This window comes from Streptomyces sp. NPDC032091 (assembly GCF_055580265.1).
On the sequence record NZ_JBVILR010000003.1, the window covers coordinates 253,687 to 280,682 of the forward strand.

At 73.3% G+C, this 26,996-nt stretch carries 20 protein-coding genes; 10 read left to right on the plus strand and 10 right to left on the minus strand.

Going from position 1 to position 26,996, the window contains the following annotated elements; all coding sequences use genetic code 11:
* Positions 1–68 precede the first annotated feature (68 nt).
* A complete protein-coding gene (locus tag ACZ5NJ_RS06905) occupies positions 69–959 on the plus strand; it encodes a WxL protein peptidoglycan domain-containing protein (RefSeq protein ID WP_468763577.1) in 891 nt (296 codons plus the stop codon).
* Positions 960–1,077: 118 nt separating this feature from the next.
* Here ACZ5NJ_RS06905 and ACZ5NJ_RS06910 read toward each other — a convergent pair whose 3' ends face one another.
* The 4 genes from ACZ5NJ_RS06910 to iolC are packed head-to-tail and all read right to left on the minus strand — an operon-like array spanning position 1,078 to position 6,275.
* On the minus strand, positions 1,078–2,577 hold the full coding sequence (locus ACZ5NJ_RS06910; protein ID WP_468763579.1) for a CoA-acylating methylmalonate-semialdehyde dehydrogenase: 1,500 nt from the start codon (positions 2,575–2,577) through the stop codon (positions 1,078–1,080).
* A 10-nt stretch (positions 2,578–2,587) separates the two neighbouring features.
* Positions 2,588–4,474 (minus strand): 3D-(3,5/4)-trihydroxycyclohexane-1,2-dione acylhydrolase (decyclizing), encoded by a 1,887-nt coding sequence (iolD, locus tag ACZ5NJ_RS06915; protein WP_468763581.1) that lies wholly within the window; start codon positions 4,472–4,474, stop codon positions 2,588–2,590.
* Positions 4,471–5,340 carry a 5-deoxy-glucuronate isomerase gene (iolB, locus tag ACZ5NJ_RS06920; protein ID WP_468763880.1) on the minus strand — a complete coding sequence of 290 codons (870 nt, stop codon included), beginning with the start codon at positions 5,338–5,340 and terminating at the stop codon, positions 4,471–4,473. The genes iolD and iolB overlap by 4 nt, the downstream gene beginning before the upstream one ends.
* A 14-nt stretch (positions 5,341–5,354) precedes the next feature.
* A complete protein-coding gene (gene iolC / locus ACZ5NJ_RS06925) occupies positions 5,355–6,275 on the minus strand; it encodes a 5-dehydro-2-deoxygluconokinase (protein WP_468763881.1) in 921 nt (306 codons plus the stop codon).
* 129 nt (positions 6,276–6,404) lie between these two features.
* On the opposite strand from iolC, the gene ACZ5NJ_RS06930 reads away from it, so the two are divergent.
* From ACZ5NJ_RS06930 to ACZ5NJ_RS06950, 5 genes are all read left to right on the plus strand, one after another.
* Positions 6,405–7,319 (plus strand): sugar phosphate isomerase/epimerase family protein, encoded by a 915-nt coding sequence (locus ACZ5NJ_RS06930; RefSeq protein ID WP_468763583.1) that lies wholly within the window; start codon positions 6,405–6,407, stop codon positions 7,317–7,319.
* Positions 7,320–7,348: 29 nt separating this feature from the next.
* Positions 7,349–8,359, plus strand: coding sequence for a Gfo/Idh/MocA family protein (locus ACZ5NJ_RS06935; protein WP_468763586.1), 1,011 nt, complete (start codon positions 7,349–7,351; stop codon positions 8,357–8,359).
* Positions 8,360–8,678: 319 nt separating this feature from the next.
* On the plus strand, positions 8,679–8,879 hold the full coding sequence (locus tag ACZ5NJ_RS06940) for a helix-turn-helix transcriptional regulator (protein WP_344156417.1): 201 nt from the start codon (positions 8,679–8,681) through the stop codon (positions 8,877–8,879).
* Positions 8,880–9,015: 136 nt separating this feature from the next.
* Positions 9,016–9,237: a heavy-metal-associated domain-containing protein gene (locus tag ACZ5NJ_RS06945; RefSeq protein WP_468763589.1), complete on the plus strand. Its 222-nt coding sequence runs from the start codon at positions 9,016–9,018 to the stop codon at positions 9,235–9,237.
* A gap of 90 nt (positions 9,238–9,327) precedes the next feature.
* Positions 9,328–11,595 carry a heavy metal translocating P-type ATPase gene (locus tag ACZ5NJ_RS06950; protein ID WP_468763591.1) on the plus strand — a complete coding sequence of 756 codons (2,268 nt, stop codon included), beginning with the start codon at positions 9,328–9,330 and terminating at the stop codon, positions 11,593–11,595.
* A gap of 358 nt (positions 11,596–11,953) precedes the next feature.
* Here ACZ5NJ_RS06950 and ACZ5NJ_RS06955 read toward each other — a convergent pair whose 3' ends face one another.
* Positions 11,954–13,243, minus strand: coding sequence for a citrate synthase (locus tag ACZ5NJ_RS06955; RefSeq protein ID WP_468763593.1), 1,290 nt, complete (start codon positions 13,241–13,243; stop codon positions 11,954–11,956).
* A gap of 182 nt (positions 13,244–13,425) precedes the next feature.
* Complete coding sequence (recD2, locus tag ACZ5NJ_RS06960; RefSeq protein ID WP_468763595.1) at positions 13,426–15,672, minus strand: SF1B family DNA helicase RecD2; 2,247 nt, start codon at positions 15,670–15,672, stop codon at positions 13,426–13,428.
* Positions 15,673–15,948: 276 nt separating this feature from the next.
* Between recD2 and ACZ5NJ_RS06965 the strand changes: the two genes are divergently transcribed.
* A complete protein-coding gene (locus ACZ5NJ_RS06965) occupies positions 15,949–16,458 on the plus strand; it encodes a DUF937 domain-containing protein (protein ID WP_468763597.1) in 510 nt (169 codons plus the stop codon).
* Positions 16,459–16,527: 69 nt separating this feature from the next.
* Here ACZ5NJ_RS06965 and ACZ5NJ_RS06970 read toward each other — a convergent pair whose 3' ends face one another.
* On the minus strand, positions 16,528–17,442 hold the full coding sequence (locus tag ACZ5NJ_RS06970; RefSeq protein WP_468763599.1) for an EamA family transporter: 915 nt from the start codon (positions 17,440–17,442) through the stop codon (positions 16,528–16,530).
* A gap of 106 nt (positions 17,443–17,548) precedes the next feature.
* On the opposite strand from ACZ5NJ_RS06970, the gene ACZ5NJ_RS06975 reads away from it, so the two are divergent.
* Both ACZ5NJ_RS06975 and ACZ5NJ_RS06980 read left to right on the plus strand, forming a co-directional pair.
* Positions 17,549–18,508, plus strand: a complete 960-nt coding sequence (locus tag ACZ5NJ_RS06975; RefSeq protein WP_468763601.1) for a LysR substrate-binding domain-containing protein — start codon at positions 17,549–17,551, stop codon at positions 18,506–18,508.
* Positions 18,509–18,563: 55 nt separating this feature from the next.
* Positions 18,564–20,327, plus strand: coding sequence for a glycoside hydrolase family 3 protein (locus ACZ5NJ_RS06980; protein ID WP_468763882.1), 1,764 nt, complete (start codon positions 18,564–18,566; stop codon positions 20,325–20,327).
* A gap of 54 nt (positions 20,328–20,381) precedes the next feature.
* Here ACZ5NJ_RS06980 and ACZ5NJ_RS06985 read toward each other — a convergent pair whose 3' ends face one another.
* Positions 20,382–21,857, minus strand: a complete 1,476-nt coding sequence (locus ACZ5NJ_RS06985) for a S28 family serine protease (protein WP_468763604.1) — start codon at positions 21,855–21,857, stop codon at positions 20,382–20,384.
* Positions 21,858–21,944: 87 nt separating this feature from the next.
* Positions 21,945–22,355, minus strand: a complete 411-nt coding sequence (locus tag ACZ5NJ_RS06990) for a hypothetical protein (RefSeq protein WP_468763606.1) — start codon at positions 22,353–22,355, stop codon at positions 21,945–21,947.
* Between the two features lie 126 nt (positions 22,356–22,481).
* On the opposite strand from ACZ5NJ_RS06990, the gene ACZ5NJ_RS06995 reads away from it, so the two are divergent.
* Positions 22,482–23,036, plus strand: coding sequence for an EF-hand domain-containing protein (locus ACZ5NJ_RS06995; RefSeq protein ID WP_468763609.1), 555 nt, complete (start codon positions 22,482–22,484; stop codon positions 23,034–23,036).
* A gap of 28 nt (positions 23,037–23,064) precedes the next feature.
* Here ACZ5NJ_RS06995 and ACZ5NJ_RS07000 read toward each other — a convergent pair whose 3' ends face one another.
* Positions 23,065–26,838, minus strand: coding sequence for an ABC transporter ATP-binding protein (locus ACZ5NJ_RS07000; protein ID WP_468763611.1), 3,774 nt, complete (start codon positions 26,836–26,838; stop codon positions 23,065–23,067).
* Between the last annotated feature and the right edge of the window lie 158 nt (positions 26,839–26,996).

The following is a 26,996-nucleotide window of genomic DNA, read 5'->3' on the forward strand; positions in this document are numbered from 1 at the left end:
CCGTTCCCGCCGCGGCCGCGGACAACGGCACCTGGGGCGTGTTCCCGACGCCGCCGGCCGGGGCGGCGATGACCGACCGGGCGTACTTCTTCCACCAGGGCGCCGCCGGGGCCTCGATCGGCGACAGCGTGACGATCCTGAACTCCTCCGACAAGGAGCTGACCTTCCGGATCTTCGCCACCGACGCCGTGAACACCCCCTCGGGCGGGGCCTTCGCCCTGCTGCCCGCCGAAACCCGGCCCAAGGACGTCGGGGCGTGGATCGCGCTGCCGCCCGAGGCGGCGGGCACGGTCACCGTCCCGCCCAAGGGCCGCAAGGACGTCCCGTTCACCGTCAAGGTGCCCCAGGACGCGTCCCCGGGCGACCACGTGGGCGGGATCGTCGCGCTGAACACGGCCGTCGAGGGGATCACGAAGGAGGGCAAGGTCCAGGTCGGGGTCCGGCGCCAGGTGGGCGCGCGGCTGTACCTGAGGGTGCCCGGGCCGCTGACCCCGGCCCTGAGCGTGGAGGACGTCACGGTCCACCGTGGTGCCCCGCTGCTGCCCTGGACGAAGGAGGCCCGCGCCACCCTCACCTACACCCTGGCCAACCGGGGCAACGTGGTGGTCGACCCGAAGGTGGCCGTGTCCGCGCGGGGCCTGTTCGGGCGCCGGCTGCTGGACCGGCCGGCCCGCGCACCCCAGCCGGCCCTGCTGCCCGGCCAGCGGATCGTCCTGACCGAACCCTGGCCGGACTCCCCCCAGTTGGACCGGGTGACCGTCAAGGTCACCGCGAGCGCCACCGCCTACCCGGACGTGCGCTCCGAGGCCGGAACCGGGTTCCTGGCCGTGCCCTGGCCGGCGGCGGGCGCGCTGCTCCTGACGGCCGGGGCCGGCATCGCCGTCCTGGTGCTGCGCCGGCGCCGCCGGGCGGCCCTCCCCGAGCCGGAGCCCGCCCCGGACCTGGCGGGGGCGCGCTGAGCGCGGATGGCGGGAAGAACGGCGGGAAGGACAGCGGAAGAACGGCGGAAAGGACGGCAGGAACCCCCGGCCGGTGAGGGTTGGCCGGGGGTTCCTGCTGATCGGAGGGGCGGAGGCGTCAGTGGTTGCGGGGGAAGCCGAGGTCGACGCCCGCGTGGTCCTCGGACGGGTCGGGCCAGCGGGTGGTGACGACCTTGCCGCGCGTGTAGAAGTGGACGCCGTCGTTCCCGTAGATGTGGTGGTCGCCGAAGAGCGAGTCCTTCCAGCCGCCGAAGGAGTGGTAGCCCACCGGCACCGGGATCGGCACGTTGACGCCGACCATGCCCGCCTGGACCTCCAGCTGGAAGCGGCGGGCCGCGCCGCCGTCCCGCGTGAAGATGGCGGTGCCGTTGCCGAACGGCGAGGCGTTGATGAGGGCCACGCCCTCCTCGTAGGTCTCGGCGCGCAGCACGCACAGCACCGGGCCGAAGATCTCGTCGCGGTAGGCGTCGGAGTCGGTCTTGACGTGGTCGAGGAGGGACAGGCCGATCCAGTGGCCGTTCTCGTGGCCGTCGACCGTGTAGCCGGTGCCGTCGAGGACGACCTCCGCGCCCTGGTCGGCGGCGCCCTTGACGTAGGAGGCGACCTTGTCGCGGTGGGCGGCGGTGATCAGCGGGCCCATCTCGGACGCCGGGTCGTTGCCGGGGCCGATCTTGATCTTCTCGGCGCGCTCGCGGATCTTCTCGACGAGCGCGTCGCCGATGGCGCCGACGGCGACGACCGCCGAGATGGCCATGCAGCGCTCGCCCGCCGAACCGTAGGCGGCGGAGACGGCCGCGTCGGCGGCGGCGTCGAGGTCGGCGTCCGGCAGCACCAGCATGTGGTTCTTGGCCCCGCCCAGCGCCTGGACGCGCTTGCCGTTGGCGGAGGCGGTGGTGTGGATGTGACGGGCGATCGGCGTGGAGCCGACGAAGGAGACGGCGGAGACGTCGGGGTGCGAGAGCAGGGCGTCGACGGCGACCTTGTCACCGTGGACGACGTTCAGGACGCCCGCCGGGAGACCGGCCTCGGTGGCCAGCTCGGCCAGCTTGTTGGCGGCTGACGGGTCCTTCTCGCTCGGCTTGAGGATGAAGGTGTTGCCGCAGGCGACGGCCAGCGGGAACATCCACATCGGCACCATCGCCGGGAAGTTGAACGGGGTGATGCCCGCGACCACGCCGAGCGGCTGGCGGATGGCGGCCACGTCCACCCGGTTGGAGACGGACGTGGACAGCTCGCCCTTGAGCTGCGTGGTGATCCCGCAGGCCAGCTCGACGATCTCCAGGCCGCGCGCGACCTCGCCCAGCGCGTCGGAGTGCACCTTGCCGTGCTCGGCGGTGATCAGCTCGGCGATCGCGTCGCGGTTGGCGTCCAGCAGGGCGCGGTAGGCGAACAGCACCTTGGTGCGGGAGGCCAGCGAGGACTGGCCCCAGGACAGGAAGGCCTCCTTGGCGACCTGCACCGCGGCGTCGACCTCCGCGGCGGAGGCCAGGGCGACCTGGGTGGTGACCTCGCCGGTGGCCGGGTCGGTGACCGGGCCGTAGTTGCCCGACGCGCCCTCGACGGTCTTGCCACCGATCCAGTGGTTGACGGTCTTCATGCTTGCTCCTTCACAGATGGCGACGTCGCTGCGCGGCTTGCCGGTCGTACTCTTCGCGGGCCTGGGCCGCCGACGCACGGGTCGCGGTCTCGGCCACGGGAACATCCCACCACGCCTGTGCCGGGGGTGGGCCCGACACAGTGTCGGGTGTTCGGGTCTGTGCGTAGACACATGTGGGACGGTCGGACCCGCGCGCCTCGGCCAGGGCTTTTCGCAGGTCACCGATGGTGCGGGTGCGGATGACGGCCATGCCGAGGGAGGCGGCGTTGGCCGCGAGGTCCACCGGAAGGGGGTCGCCCGTGTACGCGCCGCCGGGCCCCCGGAAGCGGTACGCCGTGCCGAAGCCCTCGCCGCCGACCGCGTCCGAGAGGCCGCCGATGGAGGCGTAGCCGTGGTTGTCGAGGATGACCACCTTGAGCGGGACGCACTCCTGGACGGCGGTGACCAGCTCGGTCGGGTTCATCAGGTACGAGCCGTCCCCGACGAGCGCCCACACCGGCCGGTCGGGCGCCGCCATGGCCGCGCCGAGGGCGCCGGGGATCTCGTAGCCCATGCAGGAGTACCCGTACTCGACGTGGTACTGGTACGCGGACCGGGCCCGCCAGAGCCGGTGGAGGTCGCCGGGGAGGGAGCCGGCCGCGTTGACGATCACGTCGGTGTCGTCGACGACGGCGTCCAGGGCGCCGAGCACCTGCGCCTGGGTGGGGACGGCGTCCTCGTCGGGTGCGTGGAAGGCCTGGTCGACCAGGGCCTCCCAGGAGGCCTTCGCCTGCCGGTACGTCCGCTCGTACGCGGGGTCCACGCGGTGGCCCGCCAGCTCCGCGCGCAGGGCGTCCAGGCCCTCGCGGGCGTCCGCGACCAGCGGGAGCGCGGCCTGCTTGTGGGCGTCGTACGGGTCCGGGTTGAGGCCGAGGAAGCGGACGCCCGGGTCCTGGAAGAGGGTCGAGGAGGCGGTGGTGAAGTCGGTCAGCCGGGTCCCGGCCGCGATGACCAGGTCGGCGGCGCGGGCCAGGTCGTCGGCGGTGGCGGTGCCGGTGTGCCCGACGGCGCCGACCTCGGCGGGGTGGTCGTGGCGCAGGGCGCCCTTGCCGGCCTGGGTGGCGGCGACGGGGATGCCGGTGGCCTCAGCGAAGGCCCGCAGCGCCTCCTCCGCCCCGCTGTGCCGGATGCCGCCGCCGGCGATCAGCAGGGGCCGGCGGGCCGCCCGTACCGCCTCGGCGGCGGCCCGCAGCTCCTGGGCGTCGGGCCGGGGGCGGCGCACCGTCCACACCCGTTCCGCGAAGAGCTCCTCGGGCCAGTCGTAGGCCTCCGCCTGCACGTCCTGCGGCAGCGCGAGGGTGACGGCGCCGGTCTGCACCGGGTCGGTGAGCACCCGCATCGCCTGGAGGGCGGCGGGGACCAGGGCCTCGGGGCGGGTGATCCGGTCGAAGTAGCGGGAGACGGGCCGCAGCGTGTCGTTGACGGAGACGTCGCCCGCGTAGGGGACCTCCAGCTGCTGGAGCACCGGGTCGGCGGGCCGGGTGGCGAAGGTGTCCCCGGGCAGCAGGAGGACGGGGATCCGGTTGACGGTGGCGAGGGCGGCCCCGGTGACGAGGTTGGTCGCGCCGGGCCCGATGGAGGTGGTCACGGCGTGCGCGGAGAGCCGTCCGCGCTGGCGGGCGTAGCCGACGGCGGCGTGCACCATGGCCTGTTCGTTGCGGCCCTGGAGGAAGGGCATGGCGGCGGGGCCGCTCTCCAGCAGGGCCTGCCCGACGCCGGCGACGTTGCCGTGCCCGAAGATCCCCCAGGTGGCGGCGATCAGCCGCTGCCGGCGGCCGTCGCGCTCGGTGTACTGGCGGGCCAGGAACCGTACGAGCGCCTGGGCGGTGGTCAGCCGGACGGTGCGCTGCGCGGTCACGGGGTCTCCTCGGGTCGGGCGGCGGGCCGGGGCTGCCCGCCCCGGTCCAGCGGCAGTCTGGGGTCGACCTCCTGCTCCGCCCAGGTCCCGCGGATCCAGGCGTGGTCGGGATGGTCGCGGATCAGCCACTGCCGCTCGGGGTCCGGGCCGGCCATCACGTTCAGGTAGTACATGTCGTGGCCGGGCGTCGCGATGGACGGGCCGTGCCAGCCGTCGGGGATGAGGACGACGTCACCCGAGCGGACCTCGGCGAGCACGTCGGTCTTCCCGGCGGGTGAGGGCGTCACGCGCTGGTAGCCGACGCCGGGGGTGTCGCCGTGCGGGGCGATCTCGTAGAAGTAGATCTCCTCCAGGCGGGATTCCTCGCCCGGGTGGTGCTCGTCGTGCTTGTGGGGCGGGTACGAGGACCAGTTGCCGCCCGGGGTGAGCACCTCGACGGCGATGAGCCGGTCGCAGACGAAGGTGTCGGCGGCGGCGAAGTTGCGTACCTGGCGGGAGCAGTGGGCGGCGCCGCGGAGCTCGACGGGTACCTGTGCGGCGGGGCCGTACCGGGGCGGGAGGCGGCGCTCGCACCGCGCCCCGAGGAGCGCGAACCGGCCGCCGCCGGCGGAGGTCAGCCGGGCTCGGGCCTCCCGGGGCAGGTACGCGAAGTCGGTCGGCCCGTCGAACACCGAGTCCCGCCCCCGCAGTCGGAAACTCCCTGCGGGGCTCTCCCCCACCCCGCCCCTGCCCGAAACCGGGAGCTCCGTCCAGCGGACCTCGCAGCCTCCGCTCAGCGGGAGGACGATCCACTCCGCCCCACCGCACTCGTGCGCGTACACCTCCCCCGGCGCGAGGTCGAGGACGCGCAGCCTCGTCCACTCCATCGTGTGCGACACGCTCACCGGCACGACTCCAGAACCTCCTCCACCTCATGCGCGAACGGCATCGCCGTGGAACAGGCCAGCCGGGACGCCACGATCGCCCCGGCCGCGTTCGCGTACCGCAGGACCCGCTCCAGTTCCCATCCCGCCAGCAGCCCGTGGCACAGGGCCCCGCCGAACGCGTCGCCCGCGCCGAGCCCGTTGACCACCGTCACGGGCACCGGCGGTACCTCCACCGCCGTGCCGTCCCGGTGGACGGCCAGCACCCCCTCCGGGCCCCGTTTGACCACCGCCAGCTCCACCCCGGCCGCGAGCAGCGCCCGCGCGGCCGCGTACGGCTCGCCCTCGCCGGTGGCGACCTCGCACTCCTCCGCGTTCCCGACGGCCACCGTCGCCAGCGCGAGCGCCCGCTCGTACCAGGGCCGCGGCGGTCCGTCGTCCCACAGCGTCGGCCTCCAGTCGAGGTCGAAGACGGTCGTCCCGGACTTCGAGCGGGCCTCCAGCGCGGTCAGGGTCGCGGCGCGGCTCGGCTCGGCGCTCAGTCCCGTGCCGGTCATCCAGAACACCCGCGCGTCCCGCACCGCCTCCCGGTCGATCTCGTCCGGCTCGATCTCCAGGTCGGGCGCCTTCGGGAGCCGGTAGAAGTACAGCGGGAAGCGGTCCGGCGGGAAGACCTCGCAGAAGGTGATCGGCGTCGGGTAGCGCGCCACCTCCCCCACCCAGCGGTCGTCGACCCCGAACCCCCGCAGCTCACCGCGCAGATACGCCCCGAAGGGGTCCGCGCCGGTCCGGCTGATCATGGCCGTGCGCCGTCCGAGCCGGGCGGCCGCGACGGCGACGTTGGCCGGCGAGCCGCCGAGGAACTTCCCGAAGGTGTCGGCCTCCGCGAGCGGTACGCCGGTCTTCAGCGGGTAGAGATCCACCCCGATCCGCCCCATCGTGATGAGGTCGTACGCGGGCCCGTCCGCGGCCCCTCCCCCTGCGTCCCCCGTGCTCACGCCGGGCACTCCTCCCTCTCGCACTCGTCCTCCCTTTCCCCTCGGACCTCGCACCCTAAGGTGGCCGTCATGACCTCCTCCCCGCCCGCGTTGACCCGTATCCGCGTCGGTTCGGCTCCGGACTCCTGGGGTGTCTGGTTCCCGGAGGACCCGCTCCAGGTCCCCTGGGACCGGTTCCTCGACGAGGTGGCCGACGCCGGGTACGAGTGGATCGAGCTCGGCCCCTACGGCTACCTGCCCACCGATCCGGCCCGGCTCGCCGACGAGACCGCGAAGCGGGGCCTGCGGGTGTCCGCCGGCACCGTCTTCACCGGACTCCATCACGGCCCCGCCGTCTGGGAGCAGACCTGGGCGCACGTGTCGCGGATCGCCGCGCTCACCCGGGACATGGGCGCGGAGCACCTCGTGGTGATCCCGTCGTTCTGGCGCGACGACAAGACGGGCGGGATGCTGGAGGATCCGGTCCTCACTCCCGCGCAATGGCGTGAACTGACCTCCCAGACCGAGCGGCTGGGCCGTGAGGTGCGCGAGCGGTACGGGCTGCGGATCGTCGTCCACCCGCACGCGGACACCCATGTGGACACCCCCGGGAACGTGGCCCGGTTCCTGGACGCGACCGACCCGGAGCTGGTGTCCCTGTGCCTGGACACCGGGCACTACGCGTACTGCGGCGGGGACAGCGTCGAGGCGATCGAGGCCTTCGGCGAGCGGATCGGCTACCTGCACCTCAAGCAGGTGGACCCGCGGATCCTCGCCGAAGTGGTGGCGGACGGGGTGCCGTTCGGGCCGGCCGTGGGGCGCGGGGTGATGTGCGAGCCGCCGTCGGGGGTGCCGGCGCTGGAGCCGGTGCTGGCGGCGGCACAGCGGCTCGGGGTGGAGCTGTTCGCGATCGTGGAGCAGGACATGTACCCGTGCCCGCCGGACCGTCCGCTGCCGGTCGCCCGGCGCACCCGCGCCTACCTGCGCTCCTGCGGCGCCCGCTGACCCCGGCAGATCCTGGAGGAAGAGGAACGATGAACACGCTCGGCATCGCCGTCATCGGCACCGGGAAGATGGGCGCCGATCACGTCCGGCGCATCGGCGGCACGGTCGGGGGGGCGCGGGTGGTGGCCGTCGCCGATCCGGACGCGGAGCGGGTCAAGGCGGTCGCGGCGGGGGTGGAGGGTGCGGCGGCGTTCACGGACGCGGCGGCGGCGATAGCGGCCCCCGGGGTGGACGCCGTACTGATCGCCTCGCCTGGGCCCGCCCATGAGGAAGCGATTCTGCACGCCCTGGAGCGGGAGTTGCCGGTGCTCTGCGAGAAGCCGCTGACCCCGGATCCGGAGGGGGCGCTGCGGGTGCTGGAGGCGGAGCGGCGCCTCGGACGGCGGCTGGTGCAGGTGGGGTTCATGCGGCGGTTCGACGCCGAGTACGAGCGGCTCAAGGAGCTGCTGGACGCGGGCGGGATCGGCCGGCCGCTGTTCCTTCACTGCCGGCACCGCAACGCCTCCTCGCCGTCCTTCTTCACCAGCGACATGCTGATCGGCGATTCCGTGGTGCACGAGGTGGACGCGGCCCGGTGGCTGCTGGGCCAGGAGGTCACGGCTGCGACCGTGCTGTCGCCGAGGCCGTCCTCGGCGGCGCCGGAGGGCCTGCGCGACCCGCGGCTGGTGCTGTTGGAGACCTCGGGCGGGGCGATCGTGGACGTGGAGATCTTCGTCAACTGCGGGTTCGGCTACCAGGTGCGGTGCGAGGCGGTCGGGGAATCCGGCAGCGCCCGTATCGGCGACGGGCACGCGATGGTCGTGGAGTCGGGCGGCCGGTGGGGCGGGGAGATCCCCCAGGACTTCACGACCCGGTTCGCGGACGCCTACGACCGGCAGGTGCGGCGGTGGGTGGCGGCGGCCGGACGGGGCAGGGTGGACGGCCCGGACGCCTGGGACGGGTACGCGGCCGCCGCCGTCTCGGAGGCGGGGCTCGCGGCCGCGCGCAGCGGCGTACGGACCGAGGTGCGGCTGGTGGAACGCCCGGAGCTCTACCGCTGAGCCGGAGCGCTGCCGCTGGGCCGGGGCGCTGCCGCTGAGCCGGAGCTCTGCCGCTGGGCCGGAGCTCTGCCCGCTGAGCGCCCTCCCCCCACCCGGAGTCACCGGGCGGCTCCTGTGCCGCGTCCGTCACAGGAGTCGCGCCCGTGTCACACATATCCGGATTACGCGGGTTTTCGGTCACAGGCGGTCCACAGCCCCTCCCCCGCCTTCACCGGGCGTCGTTCTCCGGGCACAAAGCGAGTGATCGTCAGTGTCCGCGCACCGGCTCCCCCGACGGCCTCCCGGCCGGCCCCGGGCGTGGACGAGGAGGTGTCGTCCGATGAGCGACCGTCAGCTGTGGTCCTACAAGGAGATCGCCGCCCACATCCGGGTACAGCCGGACACCGTGCGCTCCTACCGCAAGCACGGACTGCTTCCCGCCCCCGACCACGTGGAGGGGGGCAAGCCCTACTGGTACGCCGACACCATCCGCACCTGGGTGGCCCGCCGCCCGGGCAACCGGGGCCGGCGCGAGGAGTGACCGCCTCCGGAGGGACCCGGCCGCCGGACACGCCCGCCCCGTCCGGCACACACTGGAAGGGTGCCGGATGACGACTTGATACCCCCTAGGGGTATAGTCTCTGGTAGAGAGAGACACCCCCTGATAGGAGAACGACATGACCGCCGTGACGGAAACCGTGTACAAGGTCACCGGAATGACCTGCGGGCACTGCGAGGGTGCCGTGACCGCCGAGCTGACCGCCCTGCCGGGCGTCACCTCCGTCAAGGCCGTCGCCGCCACCGGTGAGGTCACCGTGGTGTCCGCCGCTCCGCTCGCCGAGGACGACGTGCGCGCCGCCGTCGACGAGGCCGGTTACGAGCTCGCCGGCCGGGTCTGAGCCCCCCCTTCCTTCCGCAGTACCCCGCCGGGCCGTACCCGCCAGCCCCCGACTGGACCGTGCGGCCCGGCCCTTCCCCCGGAGCGGGACATGAGCAGCAGCACAGTGCACGAGGGGCCCATAGCCGAGGTCGAGCTGACCATCGGCGGAATGACCTGCGCCTCCTGCGCGGCCCGCATCGAGAAGAAGCTGAACCGGATGGACGGGGTCAGCGCCACGGTGAACTACGCCACCGAGAAGGCGCGCGTCTCCTACGGCGACGGCGTGCGGGTGGCCGACCTGATCGAGACGGTGGTCCGCACCGGCTACACCGCCGAGGAGCCTCCGCCGCCCGAGCCCGAGCGCGAGGAGTCCGGGCCCCGGCCGCGGGACGGCTCCGACCCGGCGCTCGCCGCGCTGCGGCAGCGGCTGCTGGTGTCGGCCGCGCTGGCCCTGCCCGTCGTCCTGCTGTCGATGGTCCCCGTCCTCCAGTTCGACAACTGGCAGTGGCTCTGCCTGACCCTGGCCTCCCCCGTCGTGGTCTGGGGCGCCCTCCCGTTCCACCGGGCCGCCTGGACCAACCTCCGGCACGGCGCCGCGACCATGGACACCCTGGTCTCGGTGGGCACGCTCGCCGCCTACGCCTGGTCCCTGTGGGCCCTGTTCTTCGGGCACGCGGGGATGACCGGCATGCGGCACGGCTTCGAGCTCACCGTCCGGCGGGCCGACGGCTCCTCCGCCCTCTACCTGGAGGTGGCGGCGGGCGTCGTCACCTTCATCCTGCTCGGCCGCTACCTGGAGGCCCGCTCCAAGCGGAAGGCCGGCGCCGCCCTGAGGGCCCTGCTGGAACTGGGCGCCAAGGACGTGGCCGTGCTGCGGGGCGGCAGGGAGGTGCGGATCCCGGTGGCCTCCCTCGCGGCGGGCGACCGGTTCGTCGTCCGGCCCGGCGAGAAGATCGCCACCGACGGCAGGGTCGTCGAGGGCAGCTCCGCCGTGGACGCCTCGATGCTGACCGGCGAGTCCGTGCCGGTCGAGGTGACCGTCGGGGACGCCGTCGCCGGTGCCACCGTCAACGCCTCCGGCCGGCTCGTCGTGGAGGCCACCCGGGTCGGGGCCGACACCCAGCTCGCCCGGATGGCCAAGGCGGTCGAGGAGGCGCAGAACGGCAAGGCCGAGGTGCAGCGGCTCGCCGACCGGATCTCCGGCGTCTTCGTGCCCGTCGTGCTGCTGCTCGCGCTCGGCACCTGGGTCGTCTGGCTGCTGCTCACCGACGACGCCACGGCCGCGTTCACCGCCGCCGTGGCCGTCCTGATCATCGCCTGCCCCTGCGCGCTGGGCCTGGCCACCCCGACCGCCCTGATGGTCGGCACCGGCCGGGGCGCCCAGCTGGGCATCCTGATCAAGGGGCCGGAGGTGCTGGAGTCGACCCGCGCCGTGGACACCGTCGTCCTGGACAAGACCGGGACCGTGACCACGGGCCGGATGGCCCTGTCCGGGGTGCACCCCGCCGACGGGGTGGACGAGAAGGAGCTGCTGCGGCTCGCCGGGGCCCTGGAGCACGCCTCCGAGCACCCGATCGCCCGGGCCGTCGCCGCCGGAGCCGCCGAGGCCGCCGAGGCCGCGGGCGGGCTGCCGGTCCCCGAGTCCTTCGAGAACCTCGCGGGGCTGGGCGTCAGCGGCGTGGTCGAGGGCCGCACCGTCCTGGTGGGGCGCGAACGGATGCTGGCCGAGCGGGGCATCACCCCGCCCGGCTCCCTCGCCGGGGCCCGGGCGGCCGCCGAGGCCGCCGGCAGCACGGCGGTGCTGGTCGCCTGGGACGGCGAGGCCCGCGGGCTGCTGACCGTCGCCGACGCCGTGAAGCCGACCAGCGCCGAGGCCGTGGCCCGGCTGCGGGCGCTCGGCCTCACCCCGGTCCTGCTGACCGGGGACAACCGGGCGGTGGCCGAGACGGTGGCCCGCGAGGTGGGGATCGACGAGGTGATCGCCGAGGTGCTCCCGCAGGACAAGGTGGACGTGGTCCGCCGGCTCCAGGCCGAGGGCCGCACCGTCGCCATGGTGGGCGACGGGGTCAACGACGCGGCCGCCCTCGCCCGGGCCGACCTCGGCCTGGCCATGGGCACCGGCACCGACGCCGCCATCGAGGCCGGCGACCTGACCCTCGTACGGGGCGACCTGCGGGTGGCGGCCGACGCGATCCGGCTCTCGCGCCGGACCCTGGCCGTCATCAAGGGAAACCTGTTCTGGGCCTTCGGCTACAACGTGGCGGCCCTGCCGCTGGCGGCCGCGGGCCTGCTCAACCCGATGATCGCGGGGGCCGCGATGGCCTTCTCCTCGGTCTTCGTGGTGACGAACAGCCTGCGGCTGCGCTCGTTCCGCTAGCGGGGGCTCCTCCCCGGAGCCTCCACAACTCCTTCACTGGAGACGCAGATCACAGTGATGGCAGCGTAACCATCCGGGGTCGTCCCGGGTCTAATGGGGCGATGCCAGAAACATCTTGGGGGATGTTTCACGGAGGTCTTGGGGGACGTCCGCGGCATCCGCCGGCCGGGACGCGTGCCCTCGGGAAGCTTTGAGCGGCCCTCCCGACCCGAACGGGTCCCGGCACACACCGACGCCCCGGCGCGCGGATCCCGTGGGGGGAATCCGCTGCCGGGGAAAGAGGAGCGCCCCGCCCGTCGACCCGTGGGGGGATCGACGGCGGGGCGCTTCTCGCGTACTGGGCCCTGGGGGCTCGGGTTCAGCGGGCCTCGACCGGGACGAAGTCGCGCAGGACCTCGCCGGTGTAGATCTGGCGCGGGCGGCCGATGCGGGAGCCGGGCTCCTTGATCATCTCGTGCCACTGGGCGATCCAGCCGGGCAGGCGGCCGAGCGCGAACAGCACGGTGAACATCTCGGTCGGGAAGCCCATGGCCCGGTAGATGAGACCGGTGTAGAAGTCCACGTTCGGGTAGAGGTTGCGCGAGACGAAGTACTCGTCGGCGAGCGCGTGCTCCTCCAGCTTGAGCGCGATGTCCAGCAGCTCGTCGCTCTTGCCGAGCGCCGAGAGGACATCGTGCGCCGCAGCCTTGATGATCTTCGCCCGGGGGTCGAAGCTCTTGTAGACGCGGTGCCCGAAGCCCATCAGGCGGACGCCGTCCTCCTTGTTCTTCACCTTGCGGATGAAGGCGTCGACGTCGCCGCCGTCCTTCTTGATGCCTTCGAGCATCTCCAGGACGGACTGGTTGGCGCCACCGTGCAGCGGGCCCCACAGGGCCGAGATGCCGGCGGAGATCGAGGCGAACATGTTCGCCTGCGAGGAGCCCACCAGGCGCACGGTGGAGGTCGAGCAGTTCTGCTCGTGGTCCGCGTGCAGGATCAGCAGCTTGTCGAGCGCGGAGACCACGACCGGGTCGAGCTCGTACTCCTGGGCCGGCACGGAGAAGGTCATGCGCAGGAAGTTCTCGACGTAACCGAGGTCGTTACGCGGGTAGACCACGGGGTGGCCGACCGACTTCTTGTACGCGTAGGCCGCGATCGTCGGGAGCTTGGCCAGCAGGCGGATCGTCGAGAGGTTGCGCTGCTTCTCGTCGAAGGGGTTGTGGCTGTCCTGGTAGAAGGTGGACAGCGCGCTGACGACCGAGGACAGCATGGCCATCGGGTGGGCGTCGCGCGGGAAGCCGTCGTAGAACCGCTTGACGTCCTCGTGCAGCAGCGTGTGCTGGGTGATGTCGTTGCGGAACGCCGCGAGCTGGTCGACCGTCGGCAGCTCGCCGTTGATCAGAAGGTAGGCGACCTCGATGAAGGTCGAGCGCTCCGCCAGCTGCTCGATCGGGTAACCGCGGTAGCGCAGGATGCCCTGCTCACCGTCGAGGTAGGTAATCGCGGACTTGTAGGCGGCGGTGTTGCCGTAGCCGCTGTCCAGAGTGACGAGCCCGGTCTGGGCCCTCAGCTTCGCGATGTCGAAGCCCTGGTCACCGACGGTGCTCTCGATCACCGGGTAGGTGTATTCGCCGTCCGCGTACCGGAGTACTACAGAGTTGTCGCTCACGTCATCCCTCACCGACGTAGTGCCTCTTCTTCGAGGTGCCCTGACTGCCTCTACCTTCCCCCATTTGGCGCAGGAGAGTGCACTCGGGGTCGGCCTTTGGTCTTTTTGACGGCACTGAGTGCCGTCAACCTGCTCATCCTGCCCTGCCCGCGGGGCCCGTGGGAACCCAAATGATCGATCATCTAGGTGATGTTTCCCACCGGTATCCGTCCGGCGAGCCTGGCGGCGACCGCCGTGAACCTCCTGCCTGCGGAAACCGTACGGACCGCCTGCCCCAGGGCCTTGCGTGACCCGACGAGGACGACGAGTTTCTTCGCCCTGGTCACCGCCGTGTAGAGCAAGTTCCGCTGGAGCATCATCCAAGCGCCGGTCGTGACCGGGATCACGACCGCCGGATACTCACTCCCCTGGGAGCGGTGGATGGTGACCGCGTAGGCGTGCGCCAGCTCGTCCAGCTCGGCGAACTCGTACCCCACCTCCTCGTCCTCCTCCGTACGGACCGTCAAGCGCTGCTCGTCCGGGTCGAGAGCGGTCACCACGCCGACGGTGCCGTTGAAGACACCATTGGCACCTTTCTCATAGTTGTTCCTGATTTGGGTGACTTTGTCACCCACCCGGAAGACCCGCCCGCCGAACCGCTTCTCGGGCAGGTCCGGCCTGGCCGGGGTGATGGCCTGCTGGAGCAGCCCGTTCAGGTGGCCCGCGCCGGCCGGTCCGCGGTGCATCGGCGCCAGCACCTGGATGTCTCGCCGCGGGTCGAGCCCGAATCTGGCGGGGATCCGGCGGGCCGCGACGTCCACCGCGAGGACGCCGGCCGCCTCGGTGTCCTCCTCGGGGAAGAGGAAGAAGTCCGGCAGCCCGTCGGTGATGGGCGCCACCCCGGTGTTGATGCGGTGGGCGTTGGTGACCACGCCGGACTGCTGGGCCTGCCGGAAGATCCGGGTCAGCCGGACGGCGGGCACCGGACCGCCCTCGGCGAGCAGGTCCCGCAGCACTTCGCCCGCGCCGACCGACGGGAGCTGGTCCACGTCCCCCACCAGCAGCAGGTGCGCCCCCGGGGCCACCGCCTTGACCAGCTTGTTGGCGAGCAGCAGGTCCAGCATCGAGGCCTCGTCGACCACGACCAGGTCGGCGTCGAGCGGGCGGTCCCGGTCGTACGCGGCGTCCCCGCCGGGTTTGAGCTCCAGCAGCCGGTGCACGGTGGAGGCCTCGGCCCCGGTGAGCTCGGACAGCCGCTTCGCCGCCCGGCCGGTGGGGGCGGCGAGCACCACCTTGGCCTTCTTGGCCCGGGCGAGCTCCACGATCGAGCGCACGGTGAACGACTTGCCGCAGCCCGGGCCGCCGGTGAGGACGGCGACCCGGCGGGTCAGCGCCAGGCGGACCGCGTCCCGCTGCTCGGGGGCGAGCGAGGCCCCCGTCCGCCCGGCGAGCCAGCCCAGGGCCTTCTCCCAGTCCACGTCCCGGAAGCCGGGCATCCGGTCCTCCTCGGCGTTCAGCAGCCGCCGGACCTGGCCCGCGAGCGACAGCTCGGCCCGGTGGAACGGGACGAGGTAGACGGCGGTGAGCGGGTCCGGGCCGCCCTGCGGGTCGGGCACGGACTCCCGTACGACCCCCTCCGGGTCGGCGGCGAGCTCGGCCAGGCATTCGATGACCAGCCCGGTGTCCACCTGGAGCAGCTTCACCCCGTCGGAGATGAGCCGCTCCTGGGGGAGGAAGCAGTGGCCCTGGTCGGCGGACTGCGACAGCGCGTACTGGAGCCCGGCCTTGACCCGCTCGGGGCTGTCGTGCGGGATGCCGACGGCCTGGGCGATCCGGTCGGCGGTGAGGAACCCGATGCCCCAGACGTCGGCGGCGAGCCGGTACGGCTGGTTCCTCACCACCGAGATGGAGGCGTCCCCGTACTTCTTGTAGATGCGGACGGCGATGGAGGTGGAGACGCCGACGCCCTGGAGGAAGACCATGACCTCCTTGATGGCCTTCTGCTCCTCCCAGGCGGCGCCGATCAGCTTCGTCCGCTTGGGGCCGAGGCCCGGTACCTCGATCAGCCGCTTCGGCTCGCCCTCGATCACGTCGAGGGTGTCGAGGCCGAAGTGCTCCACGATCCGGTCGGCGATCCTCGGCCCGATGCCCTTGATCAGGCCGGAGCCCAGGTAGCGCCGGATGCCCTGGATGGTGGCGGGCAGGACCGTCGAGTAGTTCTCGACGGTGAACTGGCGTCCGTACTGGGGGTGCGAGCCCCAGCGGCCCTCCATGCGCAGGGACTCGCCGGGCTGCGCGCCGAGCAGGGAGCCCACGACGGTCAGCAGGTCCCCGGACCCGCGGCCCGTGTCGACCCGGGCGACCGTGTAGCCGCTCTCCTCGTTGGCGTAGGTGATGCGCTCCAGCACCCCCTCGACCACCGCGAGTTGCACCACCCCGTTGTTTGCCATGGCACGAAGCTACCGCCCCGCGCCGACAGCGGGCCGGGCCTGTGGACAAACGAAAGGGGGTCCGGCCTCGCGGCCGGACCCCCTCACGGTTACCCCTCCCTCGTCGGACTTCCCGATCCCCCCGGATCCCCACCCGGAAGTCCCGACGCACAGTACGACCCACGCCCGGCCCGGAGGGTTGCATGCGGAATCACAGCTTTACCTTTCCATTACCGAACGTGGTCCGGAGGTCGCTCTGAGATGCCGATAAATCCCCGCACACGTAGCGTTCCAGGCATGAGTGAATCTTCCTTCCAGGACGACGTGATCCACGAACTCGGCGACGACGGGCTCCAGGAGATCGCCGGTGTGCTCGGCACCGACACCGACGGCGCCCGCGAGACCGTCGCGCACACCGTCGGAGCGATGACCGGCGGCCTCCAGGAGAAGGCCGAGGGCGGGGACGACGAGGTCCGCCAGGCCTTCGCCGAGGTGGCCCAGCCGCCCCTCCAGGGTGTGGCCACCCTCGGCGGCGGCCTCGGCGGGCTGCTCGGCGGCGGGATGATGGCCGGGGTGCTGAGCAAGGTGAGCAAGCCGGTCGCCGAAGCGGTGTCGAAGAAGACGGGCCTCCCCGCCGCGAGCGTCTCCCGGGCCATCGAGTTGCTGATCCCGGTCGTGCTGACCGTCTTCGCCAAGCGCGCCGCCGGCAAGGGCGCGCCCACCGCGGGCGCCCCGGGCGCGGCCCCCGCGGAGGGCGGCGGCCTCGGCGACCTGCTGGGCCGGATCCTCGGCGGCGACAGGAAGTAGGCGGCGGGAAGCAGGCGGCAGGAAGCAGGCGTCAGGAAGCAGCAGCGGCGGCAGCGGCGGCGGCCCGTCCTAGCGGGCCGCCCCCACCGCGCCGGCGGGGGCGCCCGCGGCGGCCGCGCCCCGCCTCCCGCCCGCCGGGGCCAGCGAGGTCAGACCGACCCCGCCGACCAGCAGCACCGCCGCCAGCCAGCGCGGCCCCGAGACCGGTTCCCCGAGCACCAGCGCGGCCGAGGACATCCCGAACACCGGCACCAGCAGCGAGAACGGCGCCACGGCCGAGGCCGGGTAGCGGCGCAGCAGGTAGCCCCACGCGCCGAAGCCGAACACCGTGGACACCCAGGCGACGTAGCCGATGACGGCCACCCCGGACCAGTCCAGGGCGCGCAGCGCGGCCAGGTCCCGCTCGGGGCCCTCCAGCAGCAGCGACAGCCCCAGCAGCGGCACCACCGGGACGGTGCACACCCAGACCATGAAGTTCAGCGCGTCGGGCGGGGCCGCCTTGCGGGTGAGCACGTTGGACACGCCCCAGCACGCGGCGGCCGCCACGACCAGGGTGAACCCGGCCGCCGGGCCCGACAGGCCGGTGTCGGCGGCCGCGACCGCGATCCCCGCCAGTGCCACCACCATGCCCAGCACCCGCACCCGCCCGGGCCGCTCGCGCAGCACGACGGCGGCGAGGACGGCGGTGAACACGGCCTGGATCTGGAGCACCAGCGAGGACAGCCCGGCCGGCATCCCGGCGGCCATGCCCGTGAACAGCAGCCCGAACTTGGCGATGCCGAGCGCCACCCCGACCCCCAGGATCCACTTCCAGGCGACCTTGGGCCGCCCCACGAGGAACACGGCGGGCAGCGCGGCGACCAGGAAGCGCAGCGCGGACAGCAGCAGCGGCGGGAAGTGGCCGAGCCCGATCTGGATGACGACGAAGTTGAACCCCCAGACGGCGGCGACGAGGACGGCGAGAGCGGTGTGTACGGGACGCATGCCCCGAGCATCGGCCGCCCCCACCATGTAGCACCAGCGCGCATGTCTTCCGGGATGGATGAAGCGTTCCTTACGAGAGCCCGCCCCGGCCCCCTACGATGGCGGGATGCTCGACCTGCCCCGGCTGCGCGCCCTGCACGCCGTCTCCGTCCACGGCTCCGTGGCTGCCGCGGCCGCCGCCCTCGGCTACACCCCCTCCGCCGTCTCGCAACAGATCGGCAAACTGGAGCGGGAGACCCGCACGACCCTGCTGGAGCGGCGCGGGCGCGGGGTCGCCCTCACCGAGGAGGCCCGCCACCTGGCCGAGACCGCGCGGGAGTTGCTGGCGATCGTCGAGCGGGCCGAGACCACCCTGGAGGAGCGGCGCGGCCGGCCCGGCGGGCTGCTGACGGTGGCCGCGTTCGCCTCGGCCGCGCGCGGTCTGCTGCCTGGTGTCCTGGCCGATCTGGCCGCCCGCCATCCGGCGCTGGACGTACGCCTCACAGAGGTGGACCCGCACCTGTCGGTGGACCTGGTGGCCCGGGGCGTCACGGACCTGGCGGTGGCCCACGACTGGGACATCGCCCCGCTGCCCGCCCCCGAGGGCGTGGAGCACGCGCTGATCGGGGACGACCGGTGCGACCTGGTGGTCCCGGCCGGGCACCCCTTCACCGCCCGGGCCGTGGTCCGCCGCGCGGACCTCGGGGGGCAGCGGTGGGTGTGCCAGCCGCCGGGCCGGGTCTGCCACGACTGGCTGGTGCGGACCCTGCGCACGGCCGGGTTCGAGCCCGACGTGGCGCACATGGCCGAGGAGAACCACACCATCGTCGCCCTGGTCGCGGCCGGGCTCGGGATCGCGGTCGTGCCCCGGCTGGGCACCGGCCCGCTGCCGCCCGGCGCGGTGGCCGTCCCGCTGGAGCCGGTGCCGGTGCGCCGGCTGTACGCCCTGTGGCGGACGGGCGCCGCCCGCCGGCCGGCGATCACCGAGACCGTCCGCACCCTCCAGGAGCACTGGCCGGCCGTGGCGGGCCTGCTTCCGGGGGACGCCGCGGGTGTCCCGGGGACGCGGGGCGCGGACCGGGAGTAGGGTCCCGGGAGTGCCGTACCACGCCTCCCGCCGGGCCCTGCTCGCCGCCGCGGCCATGGCCGCCGCCTCGGCCGCGGGCGCCGCCGCGTCCGCCACGGGTTCCCACCGCACCCCCGACGACCCCCGCTCCCCCGCGGGCCCCCCGGGCCGCCGCACGGACCCGGAGGGACTGCGGGCCCTGGTGGCCTCGATGGAGCTGCCCGCGCTGGTGGGGCAGCTGTTCGTGTCGCGGGCGTACGGGCATTCGGCGACCGACCCCGACCCGGCCGACGCGGAGCTGAACCGGGCCCAGTTCGGCGTGCGCACCGCCGCCGAGCTGGTGGCCCGTTACCACCTGGGCGGGATCGTCTACTTCGCCTGGGCGCACAACACCCGCTCCCCGCGGCAGATCGCCGCCCTGTCCAACGGCCTCCAGCGGGCCGCGGCCGGCTCCGGCGCCGGGATCCCGCTGCTGCTCTCCGTCGACCAGGAGCACGGGGCCGTCGCCCGGATCGGCCGCCCCGCGACGCTGCTGCCCGGGGCGATGGCGCTCGGCGCGGGCGGCTCGTCCGCCGACGCCCGCCGGGCGGCCCGGGTCGGGGGGGCCGAGCTGGCCGCCCTCGGGATCCGGCAGGACTACGCCCCGGTGGCCGACGTGAACGTGAACCCGGCCAACCCGGTGATCGGGGTGCGCTCCTTCGGCTCCGATCCGGACGCGGTGGCGGAGCTGGTGGCCGCCCAGGTGCGCGGCTACCAGGGGGCGGGCGTGGCGGCGACGGCGAAGCACTTCCCGGGGCACGGGGACACCGAGACCGACAGCCACGTCGGCCTGCCGGTGATGCGGCACAGCCGCGCGCGGTGGGAGGAGCTGGACGAGCCCCCGTTCCGGGCGGCCGTGGAGGCGGGCGCGGACGTGGTGATGACGGCGCACATCGTCTTCCCCGCGCTCGATCCCTCGGGGGACCCGGCGACCCTCTCCCACCCGATCGTGACCGGCATCCTGCGCGAACGCCTGGGCTTCCGGGGGGTGGTGGTGACCGACGCCCTCGACATGGCCGGGGTCCGGCAGAAGTACGGGGACGACCGGGTGCCGGTACTGGCCCTCAAGGCGGGCTGCGACCAGCTGCTGAACGCCCCCGACCTGGGGCTGGCGTACCGCAGCGTGCTGGCGGCGGTGGAGTCGGGCGAACTCACCCGGGAGCGGGTCGAGGAGTCGGTGCTGCGGATCCTGCGGGTCAAGGCCCGCCGGGGCCTGTTCGAGGACCCGTACGCCGACGAGGCGCGGGTGGACGCGGTGGTGGGCACCCGGGAGCACCTGGCGGCGGCCGACGCGGTCGCGGCCGGGACGACCACCCTGCTGGCCAACCCCCGCGGGCTGCTGCCCCTGGACGCGTCGGCGGGGCCCCGGCTGCTGGTGACGGGCGCCGACCCGGCCTCCCCCACCGGGACGACGGGACCCCCGACGGCGGTCCTGGCGCGGGAGCTGACGGCCCTGGGCTGCCGGGCGCAGGCCCTGCCCCCGGAGCGGGCGGTGGCGGCCGCGCCGGGGAACGCGGCGGTGCTGGTGTGCACGTACAACGTCCCGGAGGGGGAGAGTCCGCAGCGGACGCTGGTGGCGGACCTGGTGGCGACGGGCGTCCCGGTGGTGCTGGTGGCGGTCCGCAACCCGTACGACCCGGCCCGGCTGCCGCGGTGCGCGGCCGAGCTGGCCACGTACACCTGGACGGACGTGGAACTGCGGGCCGCGGCCCGGGTGGTGACGGGGGCGGAACGGCCGTCGGGCCGTCTGCCGGTCCCGGTGCCGGGCCGCTACCCGCTGGGCCACGGGCTGGAGTACTGAAGCACTCCGGCCCGCGGCCCGGCGGCGACCGCCACGCCGTCAGGCGGGCACCCGCTACGGCCGCAGGGAGTCGCGGCGCAGGTCGGTCCGGTCGAGCTGCGGGTCCGGGGCGGCGAGCGGGGCCGCCGTCTGCGGGGCGGCCTTCTGCGCCCCGAACACGGTCGCGGCGGGGGCCACGCCGGCCCACTGCTGGATCCGGGCGGTGGCCAGGGCCTTCTCGCCGTCCTGGAGCTTGGAGACGTTGGCTCCGTGGTTGGCGCCGGGCGCGATCATCACGTAGCTGTCGGTGGCCCCGTAGCCGACGTGGAAGGGCTCGGCGCCCCACGGGTCGTTCTGCCCGTACACGAACAGCATCTGGTGGGCGTTGTTCCTCACCCAGTTGTCCACGTCCGCCATGGCTCCCGGCCGGAAGGTCATGGGGATGTCGCGCGGGACGAAGTTGCGCGGCGGCTGGTAGCCGTAGCGGCTCAGGCCCTTCAGCCAGGGCTGCTTGATGTCCGGCGAGCCGAGCTGGGTGCCCGCCTGGTAGTAGTACGGCGTGTACGTCTCCAGGCCCTGGTCGGCGTAGGCCGAGAAGCCGGAGATGGTGTCGACGCTGTCCCAGATCTGCTGGTCGGTCGCGGTCTTGGCGTCGGGGACGGTCCCGCAGTCGGAGAGCAGGCTGTACTGCCAGAAGGCCCAGGTGTAGTCGAGGACGACGGCCTCGAAGGCCTTGTCCATGCTGCCGACCGTGTTGAAGGTCCAGCCGTTGGCGGCGGCGGCCTCCTTGTACTTGGCCTCCAGCGGTTCGCGCCGGATCAGGGCCTCGCGCTGGACGGCGGCCAGCTTGTCGCGGCACTCCTTGGTGCCGACCTTGGTGAAGAACCGGTCGTAGGCCGAGTCCTCGTTGTTGACGACGTCGTTGGGCGCGACGTAGGCGACGACGCCGTCCATGTCGCGCGGGTAGAAGCGCTCGAAGTACGTCGCCGTCATCCCGCCCTTGCTGGCGCCAGTGGCGAGCCAGTTCTTGGTGTAGATCTTCTTCAGGGCGGTGAAGATGCGGTGCTGGTCGCTGGCCGCCTGCCAGATGTCCAGCTTCGACCAGTCCGCCGGGTCGGGGCGGGACGGGTTGAAGAATCGATACTCCATGGACACCTGGTTGCCGTCGACTATGGTCGTCGGCTCGGCGCGGCGCGGGTTGGTGTTGACGTTGTAGCCGGAGGTGTAGAACACCGTCGGCCGGGACTCGTCCTTGTGCAGCAGGGTGATGCGCTGCTTGAAGGTCCCCTTCGACGGCTGCCGGTGGTCGATCGGCTGCTCGTAGTTCAGCACGAAGAACCGGTAACCGGGGTACGGCTTCTCCTCGATCAGGCTCATGCCGGGGATGGCGAGGATCCGGTCCCTGATGTCCGCGGTGGTGCCCTGCCCGGCGGTGGTCGGCGCGGTGGCGGCCGGCTCTGCGGCGGTGGCCGCCTGAGCCGTCAGGCCGACCGGGCCGAAGGTGCCGATCAGCACCGTGAGCGGCAGCAGCCGGCCAAGCGTCTTGCGCATGCACTTCTCCCCATTCGGTCCACTGGTGGTCGCCGTGAACCTAGCGGGGTCAACACGCCCGTGAACAGTAGTGGTTGGGCCGCTGCGTCAGCACAGGATCCAGCCGGATTCCACCGATCCGGCCGCGACGCTCCCCCTTACATACACACATCGGTTGATCGCGCCCACGGTGACGGGGCCCGCGTACCGGGTGAATTGCCCCGCATCGCCCACGGGGACCCCGCCGCGCGGCTGCACGCTCACCGCGAGGTGGCGGCGCTCGCCGGGGTGCAGGGCCACGTTCACCGCGCAGACCTGCGTCCGGCTCTTGTACACGCGCACCTCGGCGCCCGGCAGCGGCAGCGTCCGCACCAGCTCGCCCGGACAGCCGCCGGTGGCCGCGGCCGCCTGCGGCGCCGCCGCGAGCACCCCGCCGACGGCCAGCCAGAGCGCCGCCCCGAACACCCCGAGGGACACGCCCCGCCCGCGCGCCGTCCGCGCCTTCCACCCCTGAGACACCCTGACCCCCCGATCGGTCGTACGTCACGCGTACTGACGTACGTACGACGCGCCGGACCCCCGGAAGGTTGCACTACCCTGGGCGATCGACCGCATGCCCGGAGTAATCATGAAAGGCGTCCGCCCATGACCACCGACCTGCTCGACCGGAAGCTGGAGCGCGCGTTCGCGCACCTGGACGCGGACGACAACGGCGTGATCGACGAGAAGGACATGATCGCGCTCGGCTCCCGGCTGCTGACCGCGCTGGCCGAGCCCGCCGACTCCCCCAAGGCGGCCGAGGTCTTCCGCGGGCTCACCGACTTCTGGGTGGACCTCTTCAACGAGCTGGGCGTGGGCCAGGACCAGAAGCTGACGCCCGCCCAGTACCGGGACGGGATGACCCGCCTCTACAAGGACGGCGGCCCGGCGTACGAGAAGTCCTTCCGGCCGATGATGAAGGCGATGCTCACGGTCGTCGACACCAACGGGGACGGGCACATCAGCCCCGAGGAGTTCCACAAGGCGCAGCTGGCCTTCGACACCAGGCTGGAGCCGGCCGACGCGGACGCCCTCTTCGCGCGGATCGACAAGAACCACGACGGGTACCTGTCGCTGGACGAGCTCCTCGACGCGGTGCGCGAGTACTACACCGGCGAGGACGAGGACGCCCCGGGCAACCTGCTCTTCGGCGAGCTCTGACACCCGGGGCGTACTCCTGAGGGCTCCGCTACGCGGCGGCGGCCGGCTCGTCCTCGCCGACGAAGGTCCGCCAGAGCACGGCGTAGCGGCCGCCCCGGGCCAGCAGTTCGGCGTGGCTGCCGTCCTCGACGACCCGGCCGCGCTCCATGACCACCACCCGGTCGGCCCGGGCGGCGGTGGTCAGCCGGTGCGCCACCACCAGGGTGGTGCGCTTGCCCGCGAGCCGGTCGGTGGCCTGGTTGACCTGGGCCTCGGTGGCCAGGTCCAGGGCGGCGGTGGCCTCGTCGAGCAGCAGGACGTCCGGGTCGACGAGCTCGGCGCGGGCCAGTGCGATCAGCTGCCGCTGGCCCGCGGAGAGGTTGCGGCCGCGCTCGGAGACGGTGTGCAGGTAGCCGCCGTCGAGGGTGGCGATCATGTCGTGGGCGCCGACCGCGCGGGCGGCCGCCTCCACCTCGGCGTCGCTCGCGCCCGGCCGCCCGTAGGCGATGGCGTCGCGGACCGTCCCCGGGAAGAGGTACGACTCCTGGGGGACGACCCCGAGCCGGTGGCGGTAGGCCGTCAGGTCCAGCTCGCGCAGGTCGGTGCCGTCGGCGGTGACCCGGCCGGAGGTCGGGTCGTAGAACCGGGCGACCATCTTGACCAGCGTGGACTTCCCGGCGCCGGTCTCGCCGACGAAGGCGACGGTCTGCCCGGCCGGTATCCGCAGGCTGATGCCGCCCAGCGCCTCGCCCTCCTCGCCGCGCTCCTCCGCGGTGGCGTACGCGAAGCGCACGTCCTCGAAGGCGATCTCGCCGCGCAGGGCGGCGACCTCGCGTGGCACCGCCGGGGGCGGGGTGGTGGTGGGCTCGCGCAGCAGGTCCTGGATGCGGCCGAGGGAGACGGTGGCCTGCTGGTAGCCGTCGAAGACCTGGGAGAGCTGCTGGACCGGGGCGAAGAACAGGTCGATGTAGAGCAGGTACGCCACCAGGGCGCCTGTGGTGAGGGTGGCCGCCTCCACCCGGCCCGCGCCGACGATCAGCACGGCCGCCGCCGCGCCGGAGGACAGCAGCTGGACGAAGGGGAAGTAGACGGATATCAGCCACTGGCCGCGCACCCGCGCCCGGCGGTAGGAGTCGCTGCGCTCGGCGAAGCGGGCGGCGCCGGTGTGCTGGCGGCGGAAGGCCTGGACCAGGCGCAGTCCGGCGACGGACTCCTGGAGGTCGGCGTTGACCAGGCTGACCCGGTCGCGGGCGAGCTCGTACGCGGCGACCGACTTGCGGCGGAAGACGAACGTGCCGAGGACCAGGACGGGGAGGGTGGCGAAGACGATCAGCGCGAGTTCGAGGTCGAGGACGAGCAGGGCGATCAGGATGCCGAAGAAGGTCAGGACCGAGACGACGGCGGTGACCAGTCCGGTCTGCAGGAAGCTGGAGAGGGAGTCCACGTCGGTGGTCATCCGGGTCATGATCTTGCCGGTGAGCTCGCGCTCGTAGTAGTCCAGGCCGAGGCGCTGGAGCTGGGCGAAGATCTTGACGCGCAGGGCGTAGAGCACGCGCTCGCCGGTGCGCCCGGTCATCCGGGTCTCGGCGAACTGGGCGGCCCACTGGGCGGTCACGACGGCCAGGGCGAGGACCGCGGCGGCCCACACCGCCCCGAGGGCGGCCTTCTCGACGCCCTGGTCGATGCCGTGCCGGATGAGCACCGGCAGCAGCAGACCGGCGCCGGCGTCGAGGGCGACGAGGCCGAGGCTGATGGCGAGGGGGGCCCAGAAGCCGTGCAGCAGCCGGCGCAGGCCGTAGCTCTCCTCGGCGGCCGCGGCGCGCTCCTCGTCCACCTCGGGCCGGTCGTCGGCCGGCGGGAGGGCGGCGACCTGGGCGAGCAGCTCGGGGGTGGCGCCCGGCGCGGGCTCCTCGGCCTTGTCCCGGCGCCGCCACAGCTCGGGGGTCACCCCGTCGGCGACGCGCCGCTTGGCGCTCACCGGCTCGGAGTCGATCTCGGCCTCCAGCTCGATGTCCCGTTCCAGGTCCCGCTCGACGTCCCGTTCGAACTCGGTCATGGAGGGCGCGTCGGGGGTGCGCGGGGAGCCCGCGCCGAGGGCCTCGGGGTCGGTCAGCAGCCGGCGGTAGAGGGCCGAGCGGCGCTCCAGCTCCTCGTGCGTGCCGAGGTCGGCGAGCCGGCCGCCGTCGAGTACGGCGATCCGGTCGGCGAGGGCGAGGGTGGAGCGGCGGTGGGCGATCAGGAGGGTGGTGCGGCCGGCCATGACGGCGCGCAGCGCCTCGTGGATCTCGTGCTCGACGCGGGCGTCGACGGCGGAGGTGGCGTCGTCGAGGAGGAGGAGCCGGGGGTCGGTGAGGAGGGCGCGGGCGAGCGCGATGCGCTGGCGCTGGCCGCCGGAGAGGGTCAGGCCCTGTTCGCCGACCTTGGTGTCGTAGCCGGCGGGCAGGGCTTGAATGAACGATTCCGCTTGGGCCGCGCGGGCGGCCGCGCGGATCTCCTCGTCGGTGGCCTCGGGGCGCCCGTAGGCGAGGTTGGCCCGGATGGTGTCGGAGAAGAGGAAGGAGTCCTCGGGGACCAGGCCGATGGCGGCCCGCAGGGAGTCGTACGTCAGCTCGCGCACGTCGTGGCCGCCGACGCGGACGGTGCCGTGGTCGGCGTCGTAGAAGCGCGGCAGGAGGAGGGAGATGGTGGACTTGCCGGAGCCGGACGCCCCGACGACGGCGACGGTCTCCCCCTCGGCGAGCCGGAGCGAGAACCCGTCCAGGACGGGCCGCTCGGGGTCGTAGCCGAAGCGGACGTCCTCGAACTCGACGGTGGCGGGGGCGTCGGCGGGCAGCTCCCGCGTCCCCTCCCGGATCACCGGCTCGGTGTCGATCAGCTCGAAGACCCGCTCGACGCCGGCCCGGGCCTGCTGGCCGACGGTGAGCACCATGGCCAGCATGCGGACGGGGCCGACGAGCTGGGCGAGGTAGGTGGAGAAGGCGACGAAGGTGCCGAGGGTGATGTGCCCCCGGGTCGCCAGCCAGCCGCCGAGGGCCAGCATGGCGACCTGGCCGAGCGCGGGGACGGCCTGGAGGGCGGGGGTGTAGCGGGAGTTCATCCGGACGGCGCGCATCCGGCCGCCGAAGAGCCGGCGCCCGGCCTCGCGGAGCTTGCCGGTCTCCTGCTCCTCCTGCCCGAAGCCCTTGACTACGCGGACGCCGGTGACGGCCCCGTCGACGACGGTGGCGACGGCGGCGGCCTGGCTCTGGGCGTACCAGGTGGCGGGGAAGAGCTTCTTGCGGCTGCGTTTGGCGATGAACCACAGGGCGGGGGCCATCAGCAGCGCGACGACCGTCAGCAGGGGCGACAGCCAGACCATGACGGCCAGGGATATCCCGAAGAGCAGGAAGTTGCCGATGGTCATGGGCAGCATGAAGAGCAGGCCCTGGATCAGCTGGAGGTCGCTGGTGGCCCGCCCGACGACCTGCCCGGTCGACAGCTCGTCCTGGCGCCGGCCGTCGAGGCGGGCGATGGTGTCGTACATGTCGGTGCGCAGGTCGTGCTGCACGTCGAGGGCGAGGCGGCCGCCGTAGTACCGGCGTATGTAGGTGAGCACGTAGACCAGCAGGGCGGCGCCGACGAGCAGGCCCGCCCAGGGGCCCATCTCCTTGGTCCCGTCGCCGATGACGTCGTCGATGATGACGCGGGTGACGAGCGGTACGAGCGCCATGACGGCCATGCCGGCCAGTGAGGACCCCAGCGCGAGCAGCACGTTGAGCCTGTACCGCCAGGTGTAGGCGGCCAGCCGCCTGCCCCAGCCCTGTTTCTCCCCAGCCGCCGTCACGTGGGTGCCTCCCCGTAGGTCCTGTCCTGCCGAGACCCCCAACGCTCCGACCGGCGGATTTCATCCCGCCGCAACAATTCGAACATCCGCGTACGGCGCCTCCGGCGCACGCCGGGAGCGGCCGGACGGGTCAGGTCCGGAGGCAGGGCCAGTGGGAG

Bases quoted from the DNA above. Each gene is read 5' to 3' on its own strand.
- ACZ5NJ_RS06905 (WP_468763577.1), top strand. From the start codon at position 69: ATGACCGACCGGGCGTACTTCTTCCACCAGGGCGCCGCCGGGGCCTCG.
- ACZ5NJ_RS06910 (WP_468763579.1), bottom strand. From the start codon at position 2,577: ATGAAGACCGTCAACCACTGGATCGGTGGCAAGACCGTCGAGGGCGCG.
- iolB (WP_468763880.1), bottom strand. From the start codon at position 5,340: ATGGAGTGGACGAGGCTGCGCGTCCTCGACCTCGCGCCGGGGGAGGTG.
- iolC (WP_468763881.1), bottom strand. From the start codon at position 6,275: ATGGGGCGGATCGGGGTGGATCTCTACCCGCTGAAGACCGGCGTACCG.
- ACZ5NJ_RS06930 (WP_468763583.1), top strand. From the start codon at position 6,405: ATGACCTCCTCCCCGCCCGCGTTGACCCGTATCCGCGTCGGTTCGGCT.
- ACZ5NJ_RS06935 (WP_468763586.1), top strand. From the start codon at position 7,349: ATGAACACGCTCGGCATCGCCGTCATCGGCACCGGGAAGATGGGCGCC.
- ACZ5NJ_RS06940 (WP_344156417.1), top strand. From the start codon at position 8,679: ATGAGCGACCGTCAGCTGTGGTCCTACAAGGAGATCGCCGCCCACATC.
- ACZ5NJ_RS06945 (WP_468763589.1), top strand. From the start codon at position 9,016: ATGACCGCCGTGACGGAAACCGTGTACAAGGTCACCGGAATGACCTGC.
- ACZ5NJ_RS06950 (WP_468763591.1), top strand. From the start codon at position 9,328: ATGAGCAGCAGCACAGTGCACGAGGGGCCCATAGCCGAGGTCGAGCTG.
- recD2 (WP_468763595.1), bottom strand. From the start codon at position 15,672: ATGGCAAACAACGGGGTGGTGCAACTCGCGGTGGTCGAGGGGGTGCTG.
- ACZ5NJ_RS06965 (WP_468763597.1), top strand. From the start codon at position 15,949: ATGAGTGAATCTTCCTTCCAGGACGACGTGATCCACGAACTCGGCGAC.
- ACZ5NJ_RS06970 (WP_468763599.1), bottom strand. From the start codon at position 17,442: ATGCGTCCCGTACACACCGCTCTCGCCGTCCTCGTCGCCGCCGTCTGG.
- ACZ5NJ_RS06975 (WP_468763601.1), top strand. From the start codon at position 17,549: ATGCTCGACCTGCCCCGGCTGCGCGCCCTGCACGCCGTCTCCGTCCAC.
- ACZ5NJ_RS06980 (WP_468763882.1), top strand. From the start codon at position 18,564: ATGGCCGCCGCCTCGGCCGCGGGCGCCGCCGCGTCCGCCACGGGTTCC.
- ACZ5NJ_RS06985 (WP_468763604.1), bottom strand. From the start codon at position 21,857: ATGCGCAAGACGCTTGGCCGGCTGCTGCCGCTCACGGTGCTGATCGGC.
- ACZ5NJ_RS06995 (WP_468763609.1), top strand. From the start codon at position 22,482: ATGACCACCGACCTGCTCGACCGGAAGCTGGAGCGCGCGTTCGCGCAC.